At 71.2% G+C, this 22,839-nt stretch carries 21 protein-coding genes; 8 read left to right on the top strand and 13 right to left on the bottom strand.

The annotated features are described in order from the left end of the window. Window positions 1-15: 15 nt before the first annotated feature. Genes J4573_RS31185 through J4573_RS31195 form a run of 3 tightly spaced genes read right to left on the bottom strand, consistent with a single transcriptional unit; the run spans window position 16 to window position 3,376 of the window. The gene (locus J4573_RS31185; RefSeq protein ID WP_208259468.1) at window positions 16-1,341 is read right to left on the bottom strand and encodes an ABC transporter permease; all 1,326 of its coding nucleotides are present in this window, start codon (window positions 1,339-1,341) and stop codon (window positions 16-18) included. Next, window positions 1,338-2,126: an ABC transporter ATP-binding protein gene (locus J4573_RS31190; protein ID WP_208259469.1), complete on the bottom strand. Its 789-nt coding sequence runs from the start codon at window positions 2,124-2,126 to the stop codon at window positions 1,338-1,340. Before J4573_RS31190 ends, J4573_RS31185 begins: the two co-directional genes overlap by 4 nt. Beyond that, entirely contained in the window at window positions 2,123-3,376 is a 1,254-nt protein-coding gene (locus tag J4573_RS31195) for a permuted SH3 domain-containing protein (protein ID WP_208259470.1), read from the bottom strand. Before J4573_RS31195 ends, J4573_RS31190 begins: the two co-directional genes overlap by 4 nt. Window positions 3,377-3,512: 136 nt before the next feature. On the opposite strand from J4573_RS31195, the gene J4573_RS31200 reads away from it, so the two are divergent. From J4573_RS31200 to J4573_RS31210, 3 genes are all read left to right on the top strand, one after another. Next, window positions 3,513-4,280, top strand: a complete 768-nt coding sequence (locus J4573_RS31200; protein WP_208259471.1) for a DUF427 domain-containing protein — start codon at window positions 3,513-3,515, stop codon at window positions 4,278-4,280. Window positions 4,281-4,483: 203 nt separating this feature from the next. Then, window positions 4,484-5,623 carry a ferredoxin reductase gene (locus tag J4573_RS31205; RefSeq protein ID WP_208259472.1) on the top strand — a complete coding sequence of 380 codons (1,140 nt, stop codon included), beginning with the start codon at window positions 4,484-4,486 and terminating at the stop codon, window positions 5,621-5,623. An 89-nt stretch (window positions 5,624-5,712) separates the two neighbouring features. Further along, window positions 5,713-6,840: a fatty acid desaturase family protein gene (locus tag J4573_RS31210; RefSeq protein WP_208259473.1), complete on the top strand. Its 1,128-nt coding sequence runs from the start codon at window positions 5,713-5,715 to the stop codon at window positions 6,838-6,840. A gap of 47 nt (window positions 6,841-6,887) precedes the next feature. Here the strand turns inward: J4573_RS31210 and J4573_RS31215 are convergent, their stop codons facing one another. Together J4573_RS31215 and J4573_RS31220 are read right to left on the bottom strand one after the other, a co-directional pair. Then, window positions 6,888-8,699 (bottom strand): AMP-dependent synthetase/ligase, encoded by a 1,812-nt coding sequence (locus tag J4573_RS31215; RefSeq protein ID WP_208259474.1) that lies wholly within the window; start codon window positions 8,697-8,699, stop codon window positions 6,888-6,890. A gap of 41 nt (window positions 8,700-8,740) precedes the next feature. Continuing rightward, a complete protein-coding gene (locus J4573_RS31220) occupies window positions 8,741-10,045 on the bottom strand; it encodes a PucR family transcriptional regulator (protein WP_208259475.1) in 1,305 nt (434 codons plus the stop codon). Between the two features lie 126 nt (window positions 10,046-10,171). Between J4573_RS31220 and J4573_RS31225 the strand changes: the two genes are divergently transcribed. The 3 genes from J4573_RS31225 to J4573_RS31235 all read left to right on the top strand — a co-directional run bounded on the left by J4573_RS31225 (window position 10,172) and on the right by J4573_RS31235 (window position 13,229). Then, a complete protein-coding gene (locus J4573_RS31225) occupies window positions 10,172-11,083 on the top strand; it encodes an alpha/beta fold hydrolase (RefSeq protein WP_208259476.1) in 912 nt (303 codons plus the stop codon). A gap of 49 nt (window positions 11,084-11,132) precedes the next feature. Further along, window positions 11,133-12,161: a hypothetical protein gene (locus tag J4573_RS31230; RefSeq protein WP_208259477.1), complete on the top strand. Its 1,029-nt coding sequence runs from the start codon at window positions 11,133-11,135 to the stop codon at window positions 12,159-12,161. A 225-nt stretch (window positions 12,162-12,386) separates the two neighbouring features. Beyond that, window positions 12,387-13,229, top strand: coding sequence for an AfsR/SARP family transcriptional regulator (locus J4573_RS31235; protein WP_208259478.1), 843 nt, complete (start codon window positions 12,387-12,389; stop codon window positions 13,227-13,229). A gap of 45 nt (window positions 13,230-13,274) precedes the next feature. Here the strand turns inward: J4573_RS31235 and J4573_RS31240 are convergent, their stop codons facing one another. Continuing rightward, window positions 13,275-14,195: a M23 family metallopeptidase gene (locus tag J4573_RS31240; RefSeq protein ID WP_208259479.1), complete on the bottom strand. Its 921-nt coding sequence runs from the start codon at window positions 14,193-14,195 to the stop codon at window positions 13,275-13,277. A 135-nt stretch (window positions 14,196-14,330) separates the two neighbouring features. Here J4573_RS31240 and J4573_RS31245 point away from each other — a divergent pair, with 135 nt between their 5' ends. Both J4573_RS31245 and J4573_RS31250 read left to right on the top strand, forming a co-directional pair. Further along, on the top strand, window positions 14,331-15,263 hold the full coding sequence (locus J4573_RS31245) for a hypothetical protein (RefSeq protein WP_208259480.1): 933 nt from the start codon (window positions 14,331-14,333) through the stop codon (window positions 15,261-15,263). 184 nt (window positions 15,264-15,447) lie between these two features. Then, entirely contained in the window at window positions 15,448-16,326 is an 879-nt protein-coding gene (locus J4573_RS31250; RefSeq protein ID WP_208259481.1) for an AfsR/SARP family transcriptional regulator, read from the top strand. Here the strand turns inward: J4573_RS31250 and J4573_RS31255 are convergent. From J4573_RS31255 to J4573_RS31285, 7 genes are all read right to left on the bottom strand, one after another. Continuing rightward, window positions 16,323-17,192: a PSP1 domain-containing protein gene (locus tag J4573_RS31255; protein WP_208259574.1), complete on the bottom strand. Its 870-nt coding sequence runs from the start codon at window positions 17,190-17,192 to the stop codon at window positions 16,323-16,325. The genes J4573_RS31250 and J4573_RS31255 overlap by 4 nt on opposite strands. A 76-nt stretch (window positions 17,193-17,268) precedes the next feature. After that, window positions 17,269-18,366, bottom strand: a complete 1,098-nt coding sequence (locus tag J4573_RS31260) for a TolB-like translocation protein (RefSeq protein WP_208259482.1) — start codon at window positions 18,364-18,366, stop codon at window positions 17,269-17,271. 144 nt (window positions 18,367-18,510) lie between these two features. Next, complete coding sequence (locus J4573_RS31265; RefSeq protein ID WP_208259483.1) at window positions 18,511-19,407, bottom strand: fructosamine kinase family protein; 897 nt, start codon at window positions 19,405-19,407, stop codon at window positions 18,511-18,513. A 4-nt stretch (window positions 19,408-19,411) separates the two neighbouring features. Further along, window positions 19,412-19,891: a low molecular weight protein-tyrosine-phosphatase gene (locus tag J4573_RS31270; protein ID WP_208259484.1), complete on the bottom strand. Its 480-nt coding sequence runs from the start codon at window positions 19,889-19,891 to the stop codon at window positions 19,412-19,414. Between the two features lie 35 nt (window positions 19,892-19,926). Further along, on the bottom strand, window positions 19,927-20,508 hold the full coding sequence (locus J4573_RS56280) for a permease-like cell division protein FtsX (protein ID WP_208259485.1): 582 nt from the start codon (window positions 20,506-20,508) through the stop codon (window positions 19,927-19,929). After that, window positions 20,505-21,011, bottom strand: a complete 507-nt coding sequence (locus J4573_RS31280; RefSeq protein WP_243773826.1) for a SigE family RNA polymerase sigma factor — start codon at window positions 21,009-21,011, stop codon at window positions 20,505-20,507. The genes J4573_RS56280 and J4573_RS31280 overlap by 4 nt, the downstream gene beginning before the upstream one ends. A gap of 65 nt (window positions 21,012-21,076) precedes the next feature. Beyond that, window positions 21,077-22,819: a S8 family peptidase gene (locus tag J4573_RS31285; RefSeq protein WP_243773827.1), complete on the bottom strand. Its 1,743-nt coding sequence runs from the start codon at window positions 22,817-22,819 to the stop codon at window positions 21,077-21,079. Between the last annotated feature and the right edge of the window lie 20 nt (window positions 22,820-22,839).

Genomic DNA, 22,839 nt, shown 5'->3' on the forward strand with positions numbered 1-22,839 from the left:
TTCACTCATGACGCCTCACTCATGACGCAGCGCCTCGATGGGACGCAGGTTGGCGGCGCGGCTCGCCGGCAGGCTGCCGAAGAACAGGCCGATGGCGACCGACACCCCGAGCGCCAGCACGATCGAGGACGGGACGATGACGGGTTGCACGCCGACGATGGTGAACAGGCTCCCGATCACCCCGGCGACGACGCCGAGGATGCCGCCGACCAGGCTGAGCAGCGTCGCCTCGGCCATGAACTGGCCGAGGATCGCGCCGCGCGGCGCGCCGATCGCCTTGCGGATGCCGATCTCCCTGGTCCGTTCGGTGACCGTGACCAGCATGATGTTGGTGATCCCGATGCCGCCGACCAGCAGGCTGATCGCGGCGACCGCGCCGAGCAGGACGGTGAACGTCTTGTTCGACTCGCTCACCGCCGACTGGATGCTCGCCTGGTTGGTCACCTGGAAGTCGGCGCTGGCGGTGCCGGTGATGTCGTGCCGCTGGTCCAGGATGTCGGTGACCTCGGCCTGCGCGGCGTCGACGACGCCCGAGTCCTTGGCCTCCACGACGATCTGGTCGACGCCGCCGTAGCCGGTGAGCGTCTCCCGTACGGTGCTGATCGGGGCGATCACGACGCTGTCGGCGTCCATGAAGCTGGACGAGGACGAGCCGCTCTCCTTCAGCACGCCGACCACGGTGAACTCGGCGCCGGACACCGTCATCTTCTTGCCGACGGCGCCGGTCTGCCCGAACAGGTCCTCGGCGACGGTGTTGCCGATCACCGCGACCTTGTTGCCCGCGGTCACGTCGGCGTCGGTGAACCCGCTGCCGAGCCGCACGGTCTTGTTGGCGGCCGAGAAGTAGGTCGGCGTCGTGCCGATGAACTGGTTCACGGTCGCGCTGCCGCTGAGGTACGTCGCGGTGACCTGCGAGGAGTTGACGACGGGCGACGCGCTCTTCACCGAGGGCGCGTTCACCTTGTCGACGAGCGCCGCCGCGTCCGCCATGGTCAGGTCGTGCGCCTGCGTACGCGGCCCGCTGCTCTGCGACGAGCCACCGGCACCGGCTCCCGCTCCCCCGGGACCGCCGCCACCGCCCGGACCGCCGCCACCGCCGAAGCCTCCGAACCCGCCACGCCCGCCGAAGCCACCACCCGTGGTGGACTTCGTGACCGTGAGCGAGTTCGCGCCCAGCCGCTGGATGCTCTTCTTGATGGCCTCGGACGAGCCGTTGCCGACAGCGACCAGCACGATCACGGCCGCGACGCCGATCAGGATGCCGAGCGTCGTCAGCCCGCTGCGCATCTTGTTCGCGTTCAGCCCGCGCACCGCGAACCGCAGGATCTCCGCCGCGTTCATCGCGCGCCCTCCCGCGTCCAGGCGAGGCGCGGCGGCGGGGCGGCCACCGCGGACTCGCGCCGGTCGTCGGCGATCCGCCCGTCCACCAGCCGGATGATCCGCTTGGCGTGCGCGGCCACCTCGGCCTCGTGTGTGATGACGACGAGCGTGCGTCCCGACAGGCTGAGCCGGTCGAAGATGGCGAGCACCTCGGCGGTGGAACGGCTGTCCAGCGCGCCCGTCGGCTCGTCGGCCAGCAGCAGCGTCGGCGCCGTGACCAGCGCCCGCGCGACCGCGACGCGCTGCTGCTGCCCGCCCGACAGCTCGTTCGGCTCGTGCCCGAGCCGGTCCGACAGACCGACCTCGGCGAGCGCCGCGAGGGCGCGCCTGCGCCGCTCGTCCTTCTTCACGCCGCCGTACGCGAGGGGCAGCTCGACGTTGGCCAGCGCGGTCATCCGCGGGATGAGGTTGAACGACTGGAAGATGAAGCCGAGCTTGCGGTTGCGCAGGATCGACAGCCGCCGTTCGTCCAGGCCGCCGACGTCCAGGCCGTCCAGCCGGTAGCGGCCGTCGCTCGGCACGTCCAGGCACCCGATGATGTTCATCAGCGTGGACTTGCCGGACCCGGAGGCGCCCATGATCGCCACGTAGTCGCCGCGTTCGACCGACAGCGTCAGGCCGCGCAGCGCGTGCACGGCCGTGTCGCCCTCGCCGTAGACCTTGGTGACGGCCTGCAGATCGAGAACGGGCGCGCCGGGCTCCAGGGACCCCGCGACCGGAACGCCCCGAGCGCCCAGGGCGGTCATCGGCGCGTCCCGCCGCCGCGAGCCCCGCCGCCGGCGCCGCCCGCGCCGCCGCCGAAGCCGCCGCCCGGAGCACCGCCGCCCGGGAAACGCAGGTTGGTCGTCCCTGTGCCGGTGGTCGTGCTGGTGATGACGATCTGGTCGCCCTCCTCCAGCCCGGACTTGATCTCGGTGCCCTGGTCGCCCTTGATCCCGGTCTCGACGGTCTTCACGACCTGCTTGCCGTTCACCATCACGGTCACGGTGCTCTGCCCGCCCGCGGTCTTGATCGCAGCGGTCGGCACGTAGAGGACGTCGCTGGCGCTGCCGGTGACGATCTCCACGGTGGACGTCTGGCCGACCCGCACGCCGGACGGAACCTCGGTCAGCTTGATCGTGACCGGGTAGGTGACCACGTTGTTGGTCGTGGTCGGCGAGACCGCGATCTCGCTGATCTTCCCGGTCGCGGTCTTGCCGGTGAGCGCGTCGAACGTGACGGTCGCCTTCTGCCCGACCTTCAGCTTGGTCGTGTCGGACTCGGTGAAGTTCCCCTGGATCTCCAGCGACTTGGTGTCGACGAGCTCGAAGAAGCCCGAGGACGACCCGCTCCCGGACGACGACGAGGACGAGGACGAACCCGAGCCACCCGATCCGGAGCCCGATCCCGTTCCAGAGCCCGAGCCCCCACTGCCCGAGGACGACGAGGAACTGGACGAGGAGGACGCCGACGACGACCCGCTGGAGGAGTCCCCGACGTCGCCGTTGACCGCCGTGATCGTTCCGCCGAACGGCGCCTTGAGCACGGTGTCCGACAGCGTCTGCTCCGCGGAACGGTAGGCGTTCTTGGCCTGCACGTAGCTCGAGTAGGCCTTCGCGTAGGCGTCGGCCTTGGAGCTGCTGGTGCCGCTGAGCGTGTCGGCGGCCGCGTCGTAGGTGAGCCGCGCCGCCTCCAGGCTGTCCTGGGCCGAGCTCTGGTCGAGGCTGCCGAGCACGTCTCCCTTGGAGACCTTGTCGCCGGCCTTGACGTAGATCTTCTTGACCGTGCCGGACGTGCCGAAGCTCAGCGAGCGGCTGCGGGCGCTGGCGACCGAGCCGGAGGCCGACACCGACGACTGGACCGTCCCGCGCGCGACCTGGGAGACGCGCTGGCGCCCCTGTTGCGCTTGCGCGCCGTCATCGGCGAGCGTGAAGTAGGCGGCGCCGACCCCGGCGACCAGCAGCACGCCGAGCGCGCCGTTGACCAGCAGAGTCCTGCGCTTGAGGGGCGATTTCATATGCCGCAGGCTCGTAGCGTGATCTTGTCGGATTCTGATCTGAACCTAAGAAATCCATGAAATCGCGTCGCGCCCCCTTGCCAAATCTTGCGAACCCCCGCGAAATAGACATCTCGCACGGGCTGTTGCCCAGGTCATGGGCACACAACAGGGCAGTCCCTCGGCCAAGACCCGCGTCCGTGTCGAACAGGGCGTCAAGCGGGTCCGTGCTTACCTCGGCGGCCGGGTGGTGGTCGATTCCCTCAGGTCGCACTTCGTCTGGGAGAACCCGAGCTACCCCACCTACTACTTCCCGCTGGAAGACGTACGGGCCGAGCTCGTACATGACGGTCCGGGCAAGCGTTCACCCAGCCGCGGCGACTCGACCGCCTACACGGTGAAGGTCGACGGCGCTGATGCGCCGGGCGCGGCACTGCGGTACGAGGACTCGCCGGTCGAGGAGTTGCGCGGCCTGGTGCGCCTGGACTGGAACGCGATGGATTCCTGGTTCGAGGAGGACGAGGAGGTCTTCGTCCACCCGCGCAGCCCGTACACCCGCGTCGACATCCTGCCGAGTTCGCGCCACATCCGCGTCGAGGTGGCGGGCGTGACGGTCGCCGAGTCCTCCAACGCCCGGTTGCTCTTCGAGACCGGGCTGCCGGTGCGCTACTACCTGCCCAAGCCCGATGTACGGATGGACCTGCTGGAGGCCACCGAGACCACCACCGGCTGCCCCTACAAGGGCTGGGCGCACTACTGGGCCATCCGCGCGGGCGGCGACGTCCACCCCGATCTCGCCTGGGGCTACAGTTCGCCGCTCCCTGAGGGTGAGCGCGTGGGCGGCATGGTCTGCTTCTACAACGAGAAGGTCGACATCTACGTCGACGGCGTGCGCGAGGAGCGTCCCAAGACGAAGTTCTCCTGATGACTTCCTGAGGTCAGCACAGGGTTTCTGCGCTAGGCGCGCACTCTGACCGAACAACTTATCAACGGGCATTACACCACTCGATGTCACATTTTGGGATGGTGTGATGCCCGTCCCATTTGTCATAGAAGCCTTGCCCATAAACCTTCGCCTACGTAACCGTAGGTTACGCAAGCGTAAGTTAGCGCCCCGGGGGAGGCCCCATGACGACCGCTCCGCACGCGACACCGCCCCGCACACCACTACGACGCCGGCTGGGCGACGCCGCCCGCTGGCTCACCACGCCACTGCTGCCCGAGGACTACCTCGCACTGGTCAACCCGCTCTGGTCGACCGCCGAGCTGCGCGGCCGGATCGAGGCCGTGCGGCACGAGGCGCCGGGCGCGGCCACGCTGGTCATCCGGCCCGGCCGCGTCTGGCCGGGACACCGCCCCGGCCAGTGGCTGAAGATCGGCGTCGACATCGACGGCGTCCGGCACTGGCGGACGTTCTCGCTGTCGTCCCCGCCGCGTTCCGACGGCCGCCTCACCATCACGGTCAAGGCCGCGGCCGACGGCGTCGTGTCCAAGCACCTGGTGCACGCCGTACGCCCCGGAACGATCATCCGGCTCGCCGAGGCCGAGGGCGAGTTCACGCTCCCCTCGCCCGCGCCCGGCCGGATCCTCTTCGTCACGGCGGGCAGCGGCGTCACCCCGGTCATGGCGATGCTCCGCCAGCTGGCCGAGCACCAGGCCGGGGACACCGCGCAGACTCCCGACGCCGCGTCTCGGGGGCGCGGCGCCGGGCCCGACATCGTGCTGATCCACTCGGCCCGTACCCCCGACGACGTCATCTTCGGGGCGGAGCTGCGGGCGCTCGCCCGGCGGCTGCCGTGGCTGACGCTGCACGAGCGGCACACCGCCACCGACGGGCGGCTGAAGCTCGCCGACCTGGGCGACGCGTGCCCCGACTGGGCCGAGCGCGAGACCTGGGCCTGCGGCCCCGGCGACCTCCTCGACGAGATCGCCCGGCACTGGGCGGACGCGGGCGCCGCCGAACGACTGCACATCGAACGATTTCGGCCCGTGCTGGCGGTCACCGACGGCGAGGGCGGGCGCGTGACGTTCGCCAAGAGCGGCATCGAGACCGACGCCGACGGCGCCACCCCGCTTCTGGACGCGGGCGAGCAAGCCGGGGCCATGCTGCCCAGCGGCTGCCGGATGGGGATCTGTTACAGCTGCGTCGGCCGCCTCTGCTCCGGACAGGTCCGCGACCTGCGCACCGGCGAGGTCCACGGCGAAGAGGGCCACCTCATCCAGACCTGCGTCTCCGCGGCCGCCGGCCCGGTCGAAATCGACCTCTGAACACGTCTCCGAACGCGTCCTGAGCGCGTCCCTGAGCGCGTCTACGAACGCGTTTCTGAACGAGCCTCCGAACCGAGGAGTACGACGACATGACTGCCGAGCACCTGACCGAGGCCGACTACGAGACGATCGCGCGGGAGCTGGACTCCCTGCGCGACGAGATCACCGCCGACCTCGGCGACCGCGACTCCGCGTACATCCACAACGTCATCCGCCTGCAGCGCGCCCTGGAGATCGGCGGCCGGGCGATGCTGTTCGCCTCCGCGCTGCCGCCCGCCTGGATCGCCGGGACCGCGACGCTCACCGTCGCCAAGATCCTGGAGAACATGGAGATCGGGCACAACGTCATGCACGGCCAGTGGGACTGGATGCGCGACCCCAAGATCCACTCGACCACGTGGGAGTGGGACAACGTCTCCCCCGCCGAGCAGTGGAAGCACTCGCACAACTTCGTGCACCACACCTTCACCAACGTGATCGGCAAGGACAACGACGTCGGGTACGGCATCCTGCGCGTCACGCCCGAGCAGCCGTGGCACTGGGCGAACGTGCCGCAGCCGATCTACAACGCGCTGCTGGCGATGTTCTTCGAGTACGGCGTCGCCCTGCACGACCTGGACATCGACAGCATCCGGGCCGGGGAGAACGACCCCGAGGAGACCAAGGAGAAGCTGCGCGCCATCGGCCGCAAGATCGCGCGCCAGTGGGCCAAGGACTACGTGGCGTTCCCGCTGCTCACCGGCCCGCAGTTCCTCTCCACGCTCGCCGCGAACTTCACCGCGAACGTCGCCCGCAACGTCTGGGCGCACACGATCATCTTCTGCGGGCACTTCCCCGGCGACGTCGAGGTCTTCGAGGAGGAGCAGCTCGAGGGCGAGACCAGGGGCGAGTGGTACGTCCGCCAGCTCCTCGGCTCGGCCAACATCACCGGCAGCAGGCTCTTCCACCTGATGACCGGCAACCTCAGCCACCAGATCGAGCACCATCTGTTCCCCGACCTGCCGAGCAACCGCTACGCCGAGATCGCGCCGCGCGTGAGGGCCCTCTGCGACAAGTACGACCTGCCGTACCACACGGGCTCGCTGCGCAAGCAGATCGGCAGCACGTGGGGCAAGATCTTCCGCTACGCGTTCCCGGGCGGCTCCCGCCCCACGGCCTCCGACCCGGGACCGGCCCCCGAGGCGCTCCCCGCTCCCGAGCCCGTCCCGGTCGCCTAGCCGTCCCGGTCACCTAGCCGTCCCGGTCACCTAGCCGTCCCGGTCGCCTAGCCGCCGTAGAGCGAGTCGAGCAGGCCCGCGTGGTTCGCGTTGACGACCGCGCGACGGATCTTGAGTGACGGGGTGAGCTCGCCACTCTCCGGCGTGAAGTCGCGCGGCAGAACGGCGAAGCGCCTGATCTGCTCGGGCCGCGAATAACGGACGTTGACCTCGTCGACCGCCCCTTGGAGGAGTGCGATCACCTCCGGGTGGTCGGCGAGGTCGCTCACGTTCTCGGGCAGGCCGCGTTCCACCGCCCAGGGCCGGATCTCCTCGGCGTCCAGCGTGAGCAGCGCGACCAGGTACGGGCGGCGGTCGCCGTGCACGACCGCCCCGGCGATCCAGCGGGAGCGCTGCAGGTCGTTCTCGAGGTTGGACGGGCTGATGTTCTTGCCGCTCGCCGGGATGATCAGGTCCTTCTTGCGGCCGGTGATGCGCAGGTAGCCGTCCTCGTCCAGCTCGCCCAGGTCACCGGTGTGCAGCCAGCCGCCCTCCAGCACCTCGGCGGTCGCGGCCTCGTCGCCGTGATACCCGGCGAAGACGTTCCCGCCGGACGCGAGGACCTCGCCGTCGTCGGCGATCCGTACCCGCACGCCCGGGATCGGCCGACCCACGGTCCCGAAGCGGCGCCGCCCGCGCGCGTTGAGGCTGATCACGGCGGTGGACTCGGTCATGCCGTAGCCCTCGTTCAGCGGAACGCCGCACGCGTGGAAGAACTCCAGGATCTCGACGGCGATCGGCGCGGCCCCGGTCAGCGCCTCCCGCACCCGGCCGCCGAACACGCCCCGCACCATCGACAGCCAGCGTTCGTCGGCCTCCTCGAAGGCCGCGCGGACGTCGCCCGCCACCGGCTCGCCGCGTTCGTCCGCGTCGCGCACCTGGCGCCCGAGGTCCAGCGCCCGCCCGAACGCCGCGCGGTCCTCCTCCGGCGCCGCGTCCAGCAACGCGGTCACCCGCGCGTACACCTTCTCGAACATGCGCGGCACGGACGGCAGGAAGTCCGGCCGCACCTCCGCGAGCTCGTCAACCACCTTGGTGATGTCGCCGCCGAAGTAGTGCAGCACGCCGCCGAGCGCGAAGACCTGCAGCTGAACGGCCTGCGCGAGCATGTGCGCGAGCGGCAGGTAGAGGTAGACGACCTCGCCGACGCCGACCGGGATGAGCCCCGCGAGCCCGTCGGCCGTCGCGTTCCACCCGGCGTGCGTGAGCGGGCAGCCCTTCGGGTTGCCGGTGGTGCCGGAGGTGTAGACGATCGTGTACGCGGAGTCCTCCGGGACCGCCGCCGCCCGCCGGTCGAGCTCCGCCGGATCGACCTTGCGGCCCCACGCCAGCAGGTCGTCCAGCGACGCCGGCCGCCCCTGGTCCGGCTCGATCGACACCACGTCCCGGAGCCGCGGCAGCCCGGCGCGCAGCGGCCCGACCTTCGCGGCCTGCGCGGCGTCCTCGCAGATCAGAACGGACGCGCCGGAGTCGGCGAGCACCCACTCGCACTCCTCCGGCGAGTTGGTCGGGTAGACCGGCACGCACACCGCGCCCGCCGCCGCGATCGCCAGCGAGCACACCGTCCACTCGGGCCTGGTCTCGGCCAGCACCGCGACCCGTTCACCAGGCGTGACGCCAAGCGCCACCAGGCCGCGGGCGAGCTCGTCGGTCAGCTCGGCGAGCCGCGCGTAGCTCAGCTCCGGCCAGCGGCACGGCCGGCTCGACCGGATCGCGACGGCCTCGCCGAAGCGGTCCGCCGCCGCGCGGGCGAACGTGGCCAGGGTCGGTGTGCGCACGGGATCGCGTCGGAGATCGGGCGGCTCGGGCAGCTCGGGCATGCATGGAAACGTAGAGATCCGCCTGGCCTGCCGAGATGGCCTTAACGCTCAATCTGAGTGGCATTTTCGACCACGTCGTGGGTGATCAGGGCGGCGGCCAGCACGCGCGAGCCCACCGGATCGGCCGGATCGATGCCGGTCAGCGTCTCGACCCGCCGCAGCCGGTAGTTGAGCGTGTTGCGGTGAACGTGGATGTGCGCGGCGGCCTGGTGCCGGTTGTAGCCGCACTCCACGTACGCCCGTACGGCCTCCAGCAGGTGCGGATGCCCGGCGAGCGGCGCCAGCAGCCCGGCCAGCCGTTCGCGCGCCGGGCCGGGCAGCGACAGCTGGTGCTCCAGCAGAACGTCGTCGAGCCGGTACGGGCCGGACGGGCGGCCGAGGCGTTCGGCCAGCTCCGCGACCTCCGCCGCCTCGCGCGCCGCCGCCGGAACTGACTGGAGCCCGTCCCCGACCGCGTTGCCCGCGATGACCTTCGCGCCGGTCGCGGCGGCGATCCGTTCGACCAGCTCGGGCAGCGCGGCGAGCTCGGCCTCGACCGTGCCCGGGGACGCCGCCAGCAGCACGGTCCCGCCGCTGCCGTCGAGCGCCGACAGCACGTGCCCCGGCACCGGCAGCGCCCGCCGGAACCCCACCCTTTGATCTCCAGCCCGCCGATCCCCGGCCCGCTGGTCGAGGCCGCGCTGGTCGAGTTCGCGCTGGATCAGCCGTACGGTCCGGCGCGCCCAGACCCCGCGCCCCGCCGGCTCCCCCGCAGACTCCCCCGCCGGGTCCTTCACCGGCGCGACGCGCAGCACGAGCACGACGTAGCAGGCGGCCAGGTCGAGGTCGACGCGTTCGGCCAGCGGCTCGGCGGGCTCACCGGCCAGCAGCGCCTCCACCAGGGCGCGCCGCGCCTCGCGGTCCTCACCGTGGATCGCCTGCTGTTCCTGCAGGTAGGCGTCCGCGACCACCGGGATCATGGCCTGCAGATAGCGGACGGCCCGCGGCGCCGCGGCCACCAGGTCGTCGGTGTCCTCGGGCCCGGCCAGCTCGCCGAGCATCTCCAGCCCGACCCGGGCGCCGATGTGGCAGACGGCGAGCAGCGCGTCCAGCGGGAACCGCTCCTGCGCCCGCCGCGCCGCCGACTCGGCCTGCTCGGCGAGCTCCTGCGGCGTCGGCACGCGGTCCTCGCGCAGGCTGCGATGGAAGATCCGCAGGTTGCTCATCGCGATGTCGGCGACCTCGCCGTCCAGCAGTTCCCGGGGCAGCGCCGCGTAAAACGGCACCTCGACGACGAACGCGTCGATCATGCGGCGGGCCATCCGCGGCACCTGCGCGGCCGCCCGGCGGTACAGCGGGGAGTCCATCGGGCGATTGTCGGTCTGCACAACCCCCGAGCGCAAAGATTGCCCGGATTGCGAGCAGACACCGCACTATTGGACGGCCAGTATGTGCAGTCGGAACAACTTGCCCCCGCAGAGCCTGGAGCACGGATGACCGAGGTGCGGCAGTCCACCCCTCACTGGCCGGGCGAACTGGTCGGCATCGACGACCGGCGGCGGCTGTTCGTCCGTACCGCCGCACCGCGCGACGGATCGGCCGAGCCCGGGCTCTTCCTGCACGGCTTCGCCAGCACGTCCGTCGACTTCACCGACTTCCTGCACGAGGTGCGCGACGTCGTGGCGGGCGACGCGGTGGACCTGCCCGGTTACGGCTTCTCGCCCCCGCCGCCCGACGGCGACTACTCGATCGGCGCGCACGCCCGGTCGGTCGCCGGCCTCATCGAGGAGTGCGGGCGCGGCCCGGTGCACCTGGGCGGCAACTCGCTCGGCGGGATGATCGCGATCCGGGTGGCCGCGAACCGGCCCGAACTCGTGCGTTCGCTGACGCTCTTCGCCCCCGCCCTGCCCGACCTGCGCGCGTACGTGCGGGCCGGGCTGCTCGCGCTGCCGAGCGTGCCGTTCGCCGGGGAACGCCTGCTCGGGCCGCTGCTGCGGCGCGTACCCGCCGAGCGGCGCGTCAAGATCCGGTACGAGCACGACTTCCACGACCTGTCCTCGCTCACCCGGGACCGGTGGGCCGAGGCCGTCGCCGAGCAGGAACGCCACGACGCCCTCCCGCACGCCGACGAGCAGTTCTTCCGGACCATGCGCGGCGCCGTCGCGGACTGGGTCCGCCAGGGCAGAGGGTCGCTGTGGCGTGACGCCGAGCGCCTCACGGTCCCGACGCTGGTGGTGTGGGGGCTTGGAGACAAGGTGCTGGACCCGAGGCTCGCCGTCACCGCCGCCCGCCGCATCCCGGGCGCGCGGCTCGCCCTGATCCCCGATTGCGGGCACATGCCGCAGGTCGAGAAGCCCGCCGAGAGTGCCCGCGAGTTCCGCGCGCTGCTGACGCCCCCGGTATAGTCCAGAAAACCCCGCGAATCGGAGCCTCACCCATTACCGGGAGATTCGCGTGACCCGTCCCCCCGAGTCACCATTGACACCACCTTCTCCGCCACCGCCCTCGCCACCTCCGGGACCGGAGGGCGCATCGTCGTGGCCGGAGTTCACCGCGCGCCTGCGTGAGCTGTACGAGTGGGCCGGGACGCCGAAGTACCGCGCGCTGTGCAGCCGGGTCACGGGCCTGTCACCGGCGGCCGTCTCGACGTTGATCGGCAAGAACCCGCTGTCCCAGCCGCCCGAGACCGGGACGCGGCGGTTCGTGTTCGGCTGCCTCACGTACGGCGGCCACCCCGATCCCGAGTCCGAACTCCCGCGCTGGACCGACCACTGGCGGCACCTCGCCGACGCGCAGCAGGCCCCCGAACCCGAGATCACGCCGCCCGCGCCCGTCGCCGCGCCACCCACGCCCGTCGCCGCGCCACCCGCACCCGTCGCCGCGCCACCCGCACCCGCTGCGGCCGCGGCACCGGAGGCCGTACTCACACCGCCACCGCCCCTTGAAGCGGTTCCCGAAGCGATCGCGGCCCAGAACGGGTCGCCCGTACGGCATGATCCCTTGGACCGATCCACCCAGCCCGTCCGGCGCAGGCGGAGGTCATGGCGACCAGGGCGGACGGAGGTCGGCCTCGCCTCGTCGGTCCTCACCGCCACCGTGATGGCGATCGTCGGGTTCACCATCCAGGAGTCCTCACCCGACCCGACCAAGAACTGCGTCTACGTTCGCGGGACCATCCCCGACTCCAACCTCAACATTTCCTGGAGCGGGTTCTACCAGTGCCCGAACCGGGTGAGCGCCGCCGTCTACCAGGAGCGCAGCCTCAACGTCGTCGTCGGCTACGCCGAGACCGACCCGGGCCGTTTCATGTGCTGGGCGCGCGGCCGGCAGCATTGGGGCGGCAACGACATCTGGTACTACACCAAGGCCGACAAGGGTCATAAGCCGTCCGACAAGGGCGGCTGGGGCTTCATGCCCGCCTCGGACGTCCAGACCGAGGAGCACCCCGACCCGACCGTCGCCCGGCAGTGCCACTTCATCTGAACCGCCCCTGATCTGCCGCCGACCTGCTGCCGACCTGCTGCCGACCTGCTGCCGACCTGCTGCTGACCTGCGAAAACGGACGGTTCTGAACTGATCTGAACCGGCGACCCCATCAAGATCCTTACCTTCGCATGCCGTCGGCTGCCTTACTTGAACGGCGGGGGTTCGGTACGGCGGCCGGTTCCGCGGGGGATCCGGCCGCCGGCCGAGAAGGAGTGCGGACGGGTGGAGTTTCGAATATTGGGGCCGCTGCAGGGGACCGTCGGGGGACGGCCGCTGCGGCTGAGCGGGCGGCAGTCGCGGCTGGTGCTGGCGTCGCTGCTGCTGGCGCCCGGACGGGTCGTGCCGGTCGAGCGGCTGATCGAGGCGGTGTGGGGCGTCGCGTCACCGGTCTCGGCGCGCACGCAGATAGCGATCGCGGTGTCGAACGTGCGCCGCGCCATCGGAGACACGGCGGGCAGCGTGATCGAGACGGTCGCGCCCGGCTACCGGCTGCGCGGGGACGCGTCGTGGATCGACACCCGTACGGTCGAGGAGCGGGTGGCCGAGGGGCGCGCGGCAGCGGCGGTGGGACGCCTGGACGAGGCGGTCCTGTTCTACCGGGGCGCGCTGCTGCAATGGCGGGGCCCGGTCCTGCACGGCTTGGATCGCTCCAACCTCGCCCCGGCCGTTCTCCCCTGGGAAGAGCTGAGGCTGTCCCTGCACGAGGAGGCCGCCGAGATCGACCTGGCCCGCGGCCGTCACCGGACACTGGCCGGGGCGCTCATGCCGGTCGTCGCCGAGGAGCCCTACCGCGAGCGGCTGCGCTACCTGCTGATGATGGCGCTCGTACGGTCCGGGCGGCTGAACGAGGCGCTGGCGGTCTACCGCGAGGGAAGGCGGCTCCTCGCCGGCGAGCTCGGGCTGGAGCCGGGCCCGGGCCTGCGCGGCCTGAACGAGTCGATCCTGCGGAACGCCCGAGACGCACGAGACGCGCAAGACGCCGGAGACGCACGGAGCACACGGAGCACACGGAACGCGCGCATGGCGCGCGGACCAGCCCGATCCGCGCGCCATGCGTGCTGCTGAGACCTGCCGTCGGGAGGGAGTCAGGTCACTCGCAGCGGAGAGAGGTCACTTGCAGACGGGAATCGTCTTGCCGTTCAGGTCCTTGGGCTGCGCGCCGCCCTTACCGAGGTAGGCGGCGGACACGTACTTGTTGACCTGGCCGGTGTCGAGGTCGGTCTTCAGCCACCAGCTCGACTTGTTCTTCGACCACGTGACCGAACGGCCCTTGGCGGAGCAGAACACGTAGTTCTTCTGCGCGTTCAGCCAGCCGACGCGGGTCTTGCCGGTCGGGCTGTTGTAACCGCCCGCCTTGGCCTTGGTCTTCACGTAGTACTTCTTCGGCGGCTTCGGGGCGCACTTGTTCTTGCTCTTGATCTTGTGCCAGGTCTTGCCCGCGCCGGTGTAGGTCTTGCCGTCGAACGAGGCCTTGATGCGCTCGCGGGTGACGTAGCCCCACTCGACCTTGCCGTCGTGGTTGTAGTCGTAGCCCTGCTCGAAGTGCAGGTGCGGAACGCCGTTGGAGGTCGGCCCGGTGTGCCCGACGTAGCCGATCCTGGTGCCGAGGCTCACCTTCTGCCCGACCTTCACCGTCCGCGACTTCAGGTGCAGGTAGGTGGTGAAGTAGCCGCCGCCGTGGTTGATCTGGATGACGTTGCCGGCGTTCTGGTGCCAGAACGACATGTTCACCTTGCCCGCGGCGGGCGCGAGGACCGTGGAGCCCTCGGTGGCGGGCTTGTTGGGCTCGCGCGTCATGTCGAGCGCCGGGTTGTGGTCGCTCGCCCAGGTGTCGAGCCGCCAGCTCTGCCCGCACGAGAACGGCAGCTGGTACCTGGGCGCCGCCTGAACGGAGGCGTTCGCGCCGACCGTCGAGGCGCTGCGACCGTTCGAGCCGTGCGCGGTGGCGGCGATGGCGATGCCGGAACCGGCGACCGCTGCGGTCGCGACTCCGGCGATGAGAAGTCGATTCACATGGGGGGTCGTCTTCATGGCGATCACCGTAGAGAGAGGCGTTATGCATTCGCTTGTGTTCGGCTATGCACGGCATGAACCGGGGCGAACCACCAGGATGATCAATCCGTCACAATAACCGGAAACCAGCCCACGTTCCCCTGGAGCGTCCCTTTGTCCACCCCCAGCACACCGCCCCCACCGTCGCCGGGCAGACCCGGGACCTGGGCGGAGTTCACCGATGCCCTGCGCGCGCTCTACGAGTGGTGCGGAGCGCCGAAGTACCGGACCCTGACCGGCCGCGTCACCGGCCTCTCCCCCGCCGCGATCTCCAACCTCATCGGCCGCAACCCCCTCAGCCGGCCGCCCGAGACCGCCGCGCTGCGCTTCGTCGAGGCGTGCCTGATCTACCGCCTGTGGCCGCAGATCGAGACCGAGCTCAGCGCCTGGAAGGTGCAGTGGGACCGGCTCGCGTCCCAGCCACAGCCGTTCGCCGACGCGCCCCAAGCCTTCCGCCAGCCGCCCGTGGCCACCGCCCCTCAGGCCTCACGACCTCCGCTCCCTCCCGCGCCTCACGGCGGGTCCAGGCTGCCGTCGAACGGGCGTGACCGCGCGCTGCTGATCGGCGTGGGCGCGCTGGTCGTCGCGGCGGCGGTCGCGGTGGTCGTGGTCGTCACCTCACGCCACGGCGACGGCACGAACTCGCCGGGCGACGCGAAGGGCTCCAAGAACCCGTCCGCGGCCCCCGTCAACAACCCCGGCTCCCAGGACGCCTGCCAGAAGCTCACCGGCCGCGGCCACACCGACGTCCGGACCAAGACCACCTGGCCGTTCGTCTTCCAGTGCGCGAACCTGACCAACTCGACGGTCTACGAGCACGCGAACAGCGGTGTGCGGATCGGCTTCATGTACACCGAGGAGAGCTGGTTCGTGTGCTGGACGCACGGCCAGCAGCACGCGGGCGGCAACGACATCTGGTACTACACGCAGGCCGACAAGTCGGCGGGGAAGCCGGAGCTGGAGGGCTGGGGCTTCATGCCCGCCGACCGGCTCACCGGCAAGCAACACCCGAACCCCGGCGTCACCCGCCAGTGCACCTTCAGCTGACTCAGCCGGCTTCGACCGGCGATTTGTCCAGCGGCTCAACCGTTCCACCTGCGTGAACGCGATTCTGAATGGAGCTGAACGGCCTTGCCCACCGTTCGGCGGCGCCCAGGTGCGGAACATGTTTGTCTTCCTTCCGCCCCGCTACGGGGGTAGCGACGTTCCGATGGAGAGGAAGGCGGCTCCAGTGGAGTTCCGCATCTTGGGTCCGATGCAGGCGGCCGGCAGGGGCGGCCGGCCCGTTCATCTGAAGGGATACCGGCCGCGGCTGCTGCTGGCCACGCTCGTGCTGGAGGCCGGCCGGGTGGTGTCGACCGAACGGCTGGGCGAGGCGGTCTGGGACGACCGGCCGCCCACCTCGATGCGCACGCAGGTCGCGATCGCCGTCTCGGGGCTGCGGCGCGCGTTCCGTACGGCGGGCGTCGAGGCCGATGTGATCGAGACCGTACGGCCCGGCTACCGCCTCAACATCGGGGCCGTGCGCATCGACGCGGAGGCCGCCGAGGAGGCCGTGGCGCTGGCACGCGATGCGGCGGGCGCGGGGCGTCCGGACGAGGCGGCGGAACGGTACCGGGCGGCGCTGGCGCACTGGCGCGGGCCGGTGCTCGCCGGGCTGGACAGCCCGATCGTGGCGGCGGGCGGGCTCCGCTGGACCGAGCTGCGGCTGACCGTCGCCGAGGAGCTGGCCGAGCTGGAGCTGGCGCGCGGGCACCACCACGAGGTCACCGGGGAGCTGATGGCGCTGGTCGCCGAGAACCCGTTGCGGGAACGGCTGCGTGCCCAGCTCATGACGGCCCTGGCGCGGGCGGGACGCCAGGCGGAGTCGCTGAACGCCTATCAGGAGGGCCGCCGCATCCTGGACGAGGAGCTGGGCCTTGAGCCCGGCCGTACGCTCCGGGATCTGCAGGAGGCGATCCTGCGCGAGGACCCGTCCGTTCAGCAGCAGCCTGTGGCCTGGAGGGGCAGGAGCGGATCGTGCACGCGCCTGAGGAACGGACCCCACGCGCGCCGGACCAGGCACCGCCGCGCCGCAGGCCTTCGCCGCGCGACCCGACTGTACGGCTAGGCCTCGGGGTTGCTCTCTTCGGGGGCCTCGGGGTCGGCGGTGGCGACCGCGTCGCCGTCTCCGTAGTAGGACTCGTGCTGCTGCCGGGGCGAGCACACCGAGGCGGACGGGCACGCACAACGCCGGGAGCCGACCTTCACCGTCACGGTGTCGCCCGGGACGTTGTAGCCGATGACCGCGCCCTCGCCCTCGGGCGTCTGGACCTTGGAGCCCAGGCGCGGGGCCTTCTCCTTGAACTCCATGTAGAGCGGGTGCTCGTACTTCAGGCAGCACATCAGGCGGCCGCAGGCGCCCGCGATGCGCAGCGGGTTGACCGGCAGGTCCTGTTCCTTGGCCATGCGGACCGAGACCGGCTCGAAGTCCTTGAGGAACGTGGCGCAGCACAGGTCGCGCCCGCAGGGGCCGATGCCGCCCTGGAGGCGCGCCTCGTCGCGCGGGCCGACCTGGCGGAGCTCCACGCGGGCCTTCACGTTGCGCGCCAGGTCGCGGACCAGTGCGCGGAAGTCGACCCGGTGGGGCGCGGAGAAGTAGACCTTGAAGACGTTGTCGGAGTCGAGGTAGTCGACGCCGATGACCTTCATCGGGAGCTCGTGCTTGCGGATCAGGCGCTTGGCGATGCTGCGCCCCTCCGCTCGGCGCCGCCGGTTGGTCTCGTCCCGGGACAGGTGCTCGTCGGTGGCGGGCCCGCCGCAGAGCGGGAGACCGTCGATGTCCTCCGACACCCACTGCGGCGCCCAGACGCACTCGGCGACCTCGGGTCCGGAGTCGGTCGGAACCAGTACCTTGTCGCCGACCTTGGGCAAGTGCGAGCCCGGGTCCAGGTAGTAGAGCCGGCCGTACCGGGTGAAGCTGACGGCCATCACCATGCCCACGGTTCGCTCCGTTCGCCCGGGTTCGTCTCCTTCGCCAACCCTACGTCGTCCCGGCCGGATGAGGCCAAGATCACCAGGCGGCGTCGCTGAGATCGGCGGCCGGAACAGCCCCGACGCTCTCGGAGAACAGCCGCCCGTCGCCGCCGGTGGCCAGGTAGTGGTCGCCCGTCGGGTCGGGGTCCAGGCGCGCCACCTCGGGACCCTCGTGGTGGGCGACCGTGGCCTCGGCCTTCTGCTCCCAGAGCACCTCGGCCGGCTTGCCGCTCGTCACGTAATAGGACTTGACCAGCACCTGCCGGCCGTCGGTGACGGTCGTCACGATCCTCATGCCGTCCGGGCTGAGCACGGCGGCCCGGCTGCCCTCGGGCAGCTTGAGTATCGGCCTGCTCACCTTCAGGTCGCCGGCGGCGCCCGAGGTGTCGAGCGTCCGCACCTGGTGGGCCTTCTCGACCTGCTTGCCCGCGACCGTGCGCAGCGGGTTCCACACGAACGAGAGGGTGTCACCGGCCCACGACAGGCTGCTGATGCGGGCGGGCGCCTTGGTGGTCCAGGTCTTGCGCGCGCCGGTCTCGACCGACACCACGCTCATGCGGCTGCGGGTGCCGCTGTACGTCACGTACGCGATCTTGTCGCCGTCGGAGCCGACGGCGAGGTCGGACCACTCGGTGGAGGCGCCGGGAACGCTGACGCGCGGAATGGCCTCAAGGTCCTTCGGATGGCCGTCCTCTTCAAGGGTGAGCCGCTGGAAGGTCACCTTGCTCGAACCCGACCCCGGGGTCGCGGCGGCCACCACGTACGAGCCGTCGCCCTCGGAGGCGACCCGCTGGAAGCGTCTGCCCTGCGGGGCGGCGACGGGAAGGCCCACGTCGTGGCCGGTACGCAGGTCACGGACGACCAGGGAGCCACCCGTCCGGCGCACTCCGACGACGTAACGGGGCTCGGCGCCCTTCGGCCCGGCGGTCTTGGTCCCCTTGCCCGCCTTGACCGGCTTGGAGGCCGACTGGGGCTCGGGATCGGGCCGCTGAACGTGGTGAACGAGGTCGACCCCGCCACCGACGCCGACCGCCACGACCACCGCGAGACCGAGCGGCACGACGGCCCGTACGGCGACGCCGAGCCGTGAGCCGCGCTCAGGACCCTTGTGCTTGCCTTCGCTCTTGCCGTCCATGGGGTTGCGCCGTCGCCCGCCTTCCGAGATCCCGCCCCGTACCCCCGCCGTTCCTACCAGGTCGTTTCTATCTCATCAATCTCACGGCAAACAGCCGTCTTCGCGGACTTTGACCCACTTGATGCGAATCCGGTTCCACTCCGCTCAGCCGCGCACCGCGGCCCTCGCCGCCGCCACGACCTGTGAACGGTACGAGGCGCCGTACAGCTCCAGGTGAACGAGCAGCGGATGGAGCTGGTGCAGGGGGATCCGGTCACGCCAGCCGTCCGCGAGCGGGGAGACCTCATCGTAGGCGGCCAGGACGCGTTCCAGGTGCGGAGCGCCGAAGAGGCCGAGCATGGCCAGATCGGTCTCGCGGTGCCCGCCGTGGGCCGCCGGGTCGATGAGCCATCCGCGTCCGCCCGACCACAGCACGTTACCGCCCCACAGGTCGCCGTGGATCCGTGCGGGCGGCTCGGGCGGGCCCGCGAGGCCGTCGATCTCCTCGATCACGCGCTCGACCAGCTGCTTCTCGGAGTCGGCGAGATGGTGCCCGGCTCGTTCCAGAAACGGGGCGAGGCGCCGGTCCGCGTACCAGCGCGACCACGGCTCATCACTGAGCGTGTTGTCCAGCGGAAGGTCGGCGATGAAGCCCGTCCAGGGCGCGCCGTAGGAGTCCGGGCCGCGCGCGTGCAGGGCGGCGAGCTCGCGTCCGAGGCGTTCGGCCGCAGCGGGCTCCGGGCTCTCGGCGGGCAGCCACGGCAGCACCAGATGGTGATCGTCGGCGGCGAGCACCTCGGCCACCGGCGCCCCGCCACCGTCGCCATCGCCATCGCTACCGTCGCCATCGCCATCGCCATCGCCATCGCCGAGCCAGCGCAGGCCCGCCGTCTCGGCTGCGAACACCCCCGCCTGGTCGGCTGCGGCCTTCACGAACGCTTCACGGCCGTCGGCGAGCGTCACCTGATGAAGCGTCCAGGAGTGGCTGGACCCGCGGTCCACGACCCGCTCGACGCGCACGCCCAGCAGATCGCCCACGCGACCGCGGTCCAGCCCCGCCATCGGCTCAGCGCTCCTTCAGCGCCGTACGGACCTCGTCGAGCAGGCCCGGCACCGCCGCCTCGATCAGCTCGCGAACGTGTTCGAAATCACTCTGGCCGCCGTAGTACGGGTCGGGCACGTCCAGGTCGTCCCCGGCGTCCGGGTCGAACTCCCGCAGCAGCCTGATCTTGTCGCGGGACTCGGCGTCCGGCGCCATCGACGCCAGCTCCCGCAGATGCCCCTCGTCCAGCGCGATGATCAGGTCGTAGCCGTCGAACCAGTCGCGTTCGAACCGCCTCGCCGTGTGCGCCGACCGGTAGCCGTTCCGCCGCAGCGTCTGGACCGTACGGTGATCGGCGTCGTCGCCCGCGTGCCAGCCGCCGGTGCCGGAGCTGTCGACCTCGACGTCCAGCCCCTCCTCCTCGACGTGGTGGCGGAAGATCCACTCGGCCATCGGGGAGCGGCAGATGTTGCCCGTGCAGACGAACGTGACGCGATACGGCATGCCTCCATCTTGCCCGAGCCCCCCTGGCGCCCCGATCAGCGGTCGATGACCACCCGGTCGACCCCGGGCCGCCCGAGGACCGCGTCCATGATCGTGCGCGCGTCCTCGGCCCGCCGCGGAACGACCCAGAACGAGTCCGGGATGTCACCCGGCTTGGTGCTCTGAGCGTGCTCCGGTGTCCCGACGAACCGATCCTTGAACCGGCCGAAGGCCTGCTGCCGCGACTCGTAGTCGACCTTCTTCACCTGAGGCATGTGCTCGAGGGACGCCTTCAGACTGCGCCTCTGCTCGGCCGAGGCGTCGCTTCTCAGGCACGAGGGATTGCTGGAGGTCTTCGTGCAGAGGTACACGACGACCTGGAGGCCCGGCATCTCCCCAGCCCGGCCCTGCCCGAGCGGCCGTACGTGCTTGGTGTCGTCCCCCTGCGCCAGGTAGGTCCCGCCGACGGCGGCCACGGCGGTCACCACGGCGGCTGCCGCGATGATCAGCGCCGGGCGCCCGAACGCGGAGCGGCGGCGAGGCGCGGCGGACAGGTTCAGCTCGGGAATGTCCTCGGGGCCGAGCGTGTCCCCGGTGGTCTTCAGCGCGTCGGCGAGACGCTCCTCGGTCGTGTTCACCGCTCCCCCTCCAGGATCTTGCCCAGCGCGGCCACGCCGCGCGACGTCGTCGACTTCACCGTGCCCTGACTGATCCGCATCGCCGCCGCGATCTCCGCCTCGCTGAGGTCGCAGAAGAAGCGCAGGATCAGGGCCTCGCGCTGGCGGAGCGGCAGCCGCCGCAGCGCCTCCATGACCGCCCGCTGTTCCTCTCCGACCATCGCCGCGGCCTCGGCCGACCAGACCGGCGGCTCGTGCACGGTGCGGAACGGGCGGCGCCGGCGGCGCAGCGCCGTGCGGCAGCCGTTCAGCACGGCCGACCGCGCGTACGTGAGCGCCTTGTCGCGGTCCTGGACGTGCGACCACCGCCGGTACAGGCCGAGGAACGCCTCCTGAACGACGTCCTCGGCCGTTCCGCGATCTCCGACCATCACCAGGGCCAGCCGCGTGAGGCCCAGCGCATGCCCTCGATAGAGCTCGCTCACGGCGGCCGTCGCGTCGTCGTGCGCTCGTCCTTCGAGCAACGCTTCAGCTTTCATGTACCAGAGACGCCAAGGTGCCCCTCCGGTTGCTCGCGTCGCCGAACGAATTACGGATGACCGCCTACTGCTCGCCGGGCGTCGACGATACCGGCGCCATAGAAGCCGTTGCGGGCCTTGGTCCCCTTGCAGATCTGGGTGGAGAGCGTTTCGGTCCACGTGCCCTTGACCTGCACCGACCAGGCGTACCTGACCGTGCGGTGGTCCGGGCACGGGGTCGGGGTGGCCGAGCCGATCAGCCTGCGTTCGACGAACGCGGGGTCCAGGGTCAGACCGCCGTGCACGGGATCGGGCGTTCCGTACCGGCTGACGATCAGCGCGGCGACGCCCGCGACGTGCGGCGCGGCCATCGAGGTGCCCTGCAGCGACTGGTAGTAGCCGCAGACGCCGCCCGCGCAGCTGCGGACGATGTTGGGCGTCTTCGGCGTGCCGTCGGCGTTCAGCTCGTGGCGGGCGCGGGCCAGCGACTCGGGGTAGGCGGCCCAGGTGCCGAGTCGTTCGTCGGGATGGCCGGTGGCGTTGTCGGCCTTGTCGCCGCCGGGCGCGGCCAGCGCGACGTAGCCGTTGCCGTAGCTGGAGTAGGACGCCTTGCGCTTGCTGATGCCGGTCGCGGAGACCGGGATGACATGGTCGCCCTCGGACGGCATCGACGTGCAGGACGCCGGGACGGTCCGGCGGCGGGGCTTCTCGCCGGGCTCGGTCGCCAGGTCGGGGCTGGTCTCGTCGGTGTTGGTCCCGGTGTAGTCGGCCCGTTCGTTGCCCGCCGAGGCGATCATCGTGACGCCGTGCGCGTGCGCGAAGTCCAGCGCGCGCTGGGCCGCGGCGACGACCGTGCGCTGCTCCAGCCGGTCCGCGGCCGAGTCGGCGGCGTTGTCGGGGCAGTTCCACAGCCACGGGTCGATGTAGAAGCTCATGTTGACGACGTCGATGCCGTTGCGCGCCGCGTACGTCAGCGCGTCGACGACCGGCCGCAGCAGGAACAGGCCCGAGTCCTGCCCGGCCCGCAGGTTGACCAGCGAGACGCCGGGCGCGACGCCCGACATGCCGATGCCGTTCAGCGGGGCGCCGATCGCGGACGCGGTGTGCGTGCCGTGCTCGTTCTCGTCCACGTCGGCGGGGTCGTCGCAGGAGCGGTCGGGCTCGGCGGCGCACGGCCCGTCGATCTCGGTGCCGTTCGCGTCGGCCGGAAGGTCGCGGGTGAAGTTGCGGCTGAGCGCCCGGTCGAAGTTCGGCGCGATGTCGGGGTGGCCCGCGTCCATGCCGGTGTCGATGACCCCGACCTTCACGCGGTGGTCGCCGCGGGTCACGGCGTACGAGCCCTTCGGCGTCGCGTGGATCTGCTTCATGTCCCACATGAGGTCGGACAGCGGCTCGTCCCCGGCGCGACCGGCGGGGTGCGGCCCGACCCGTACGGCCGCTCCGACATCCGCGCGGAGCTGAGGCTCGGGGGCTGGCTCGGGAGCCGGTTTGGAGGCTGGCTTGGGATCCGGCTTGGATGCGGTGCCTACGACGCGATCGCGGGCGACGCCCTCGATCGGCTGCTGCCGCATGATCGCAGCGGGGAAGCGCGCCTTGTCGCCGCGAACGGTCGCGAGGCCGACGTCGAGGTTCTCGCTGACGATGCTGCCGCCGGCCGCTCGTACGGCCTCGTGGGCGCTCTTCAGCGACGCGTCCTTCTTATAGAGGACGACGTAGTCCTCTCGTGCGCGCGGTCCCGGCCTCGCGGCGACGGGCGAGGCCATGGCGGTCGTGGCCACGGCTGAGACGGCGATGGACAGCGCGGCGCGCCGCAATGCGTACCCCCTGAGAAGAC

It is taken from the genome of Actinomadura barringtoniae (genome assembly GCF_017573505.1).
Taxonomy (GTDB): domain Bacteria; phylum Actinomycetota; class Actinomycetes; order Streptosporangiales; family Streptosporangiaceae; genus Spirillospora; species Spirillospora barringtoniae.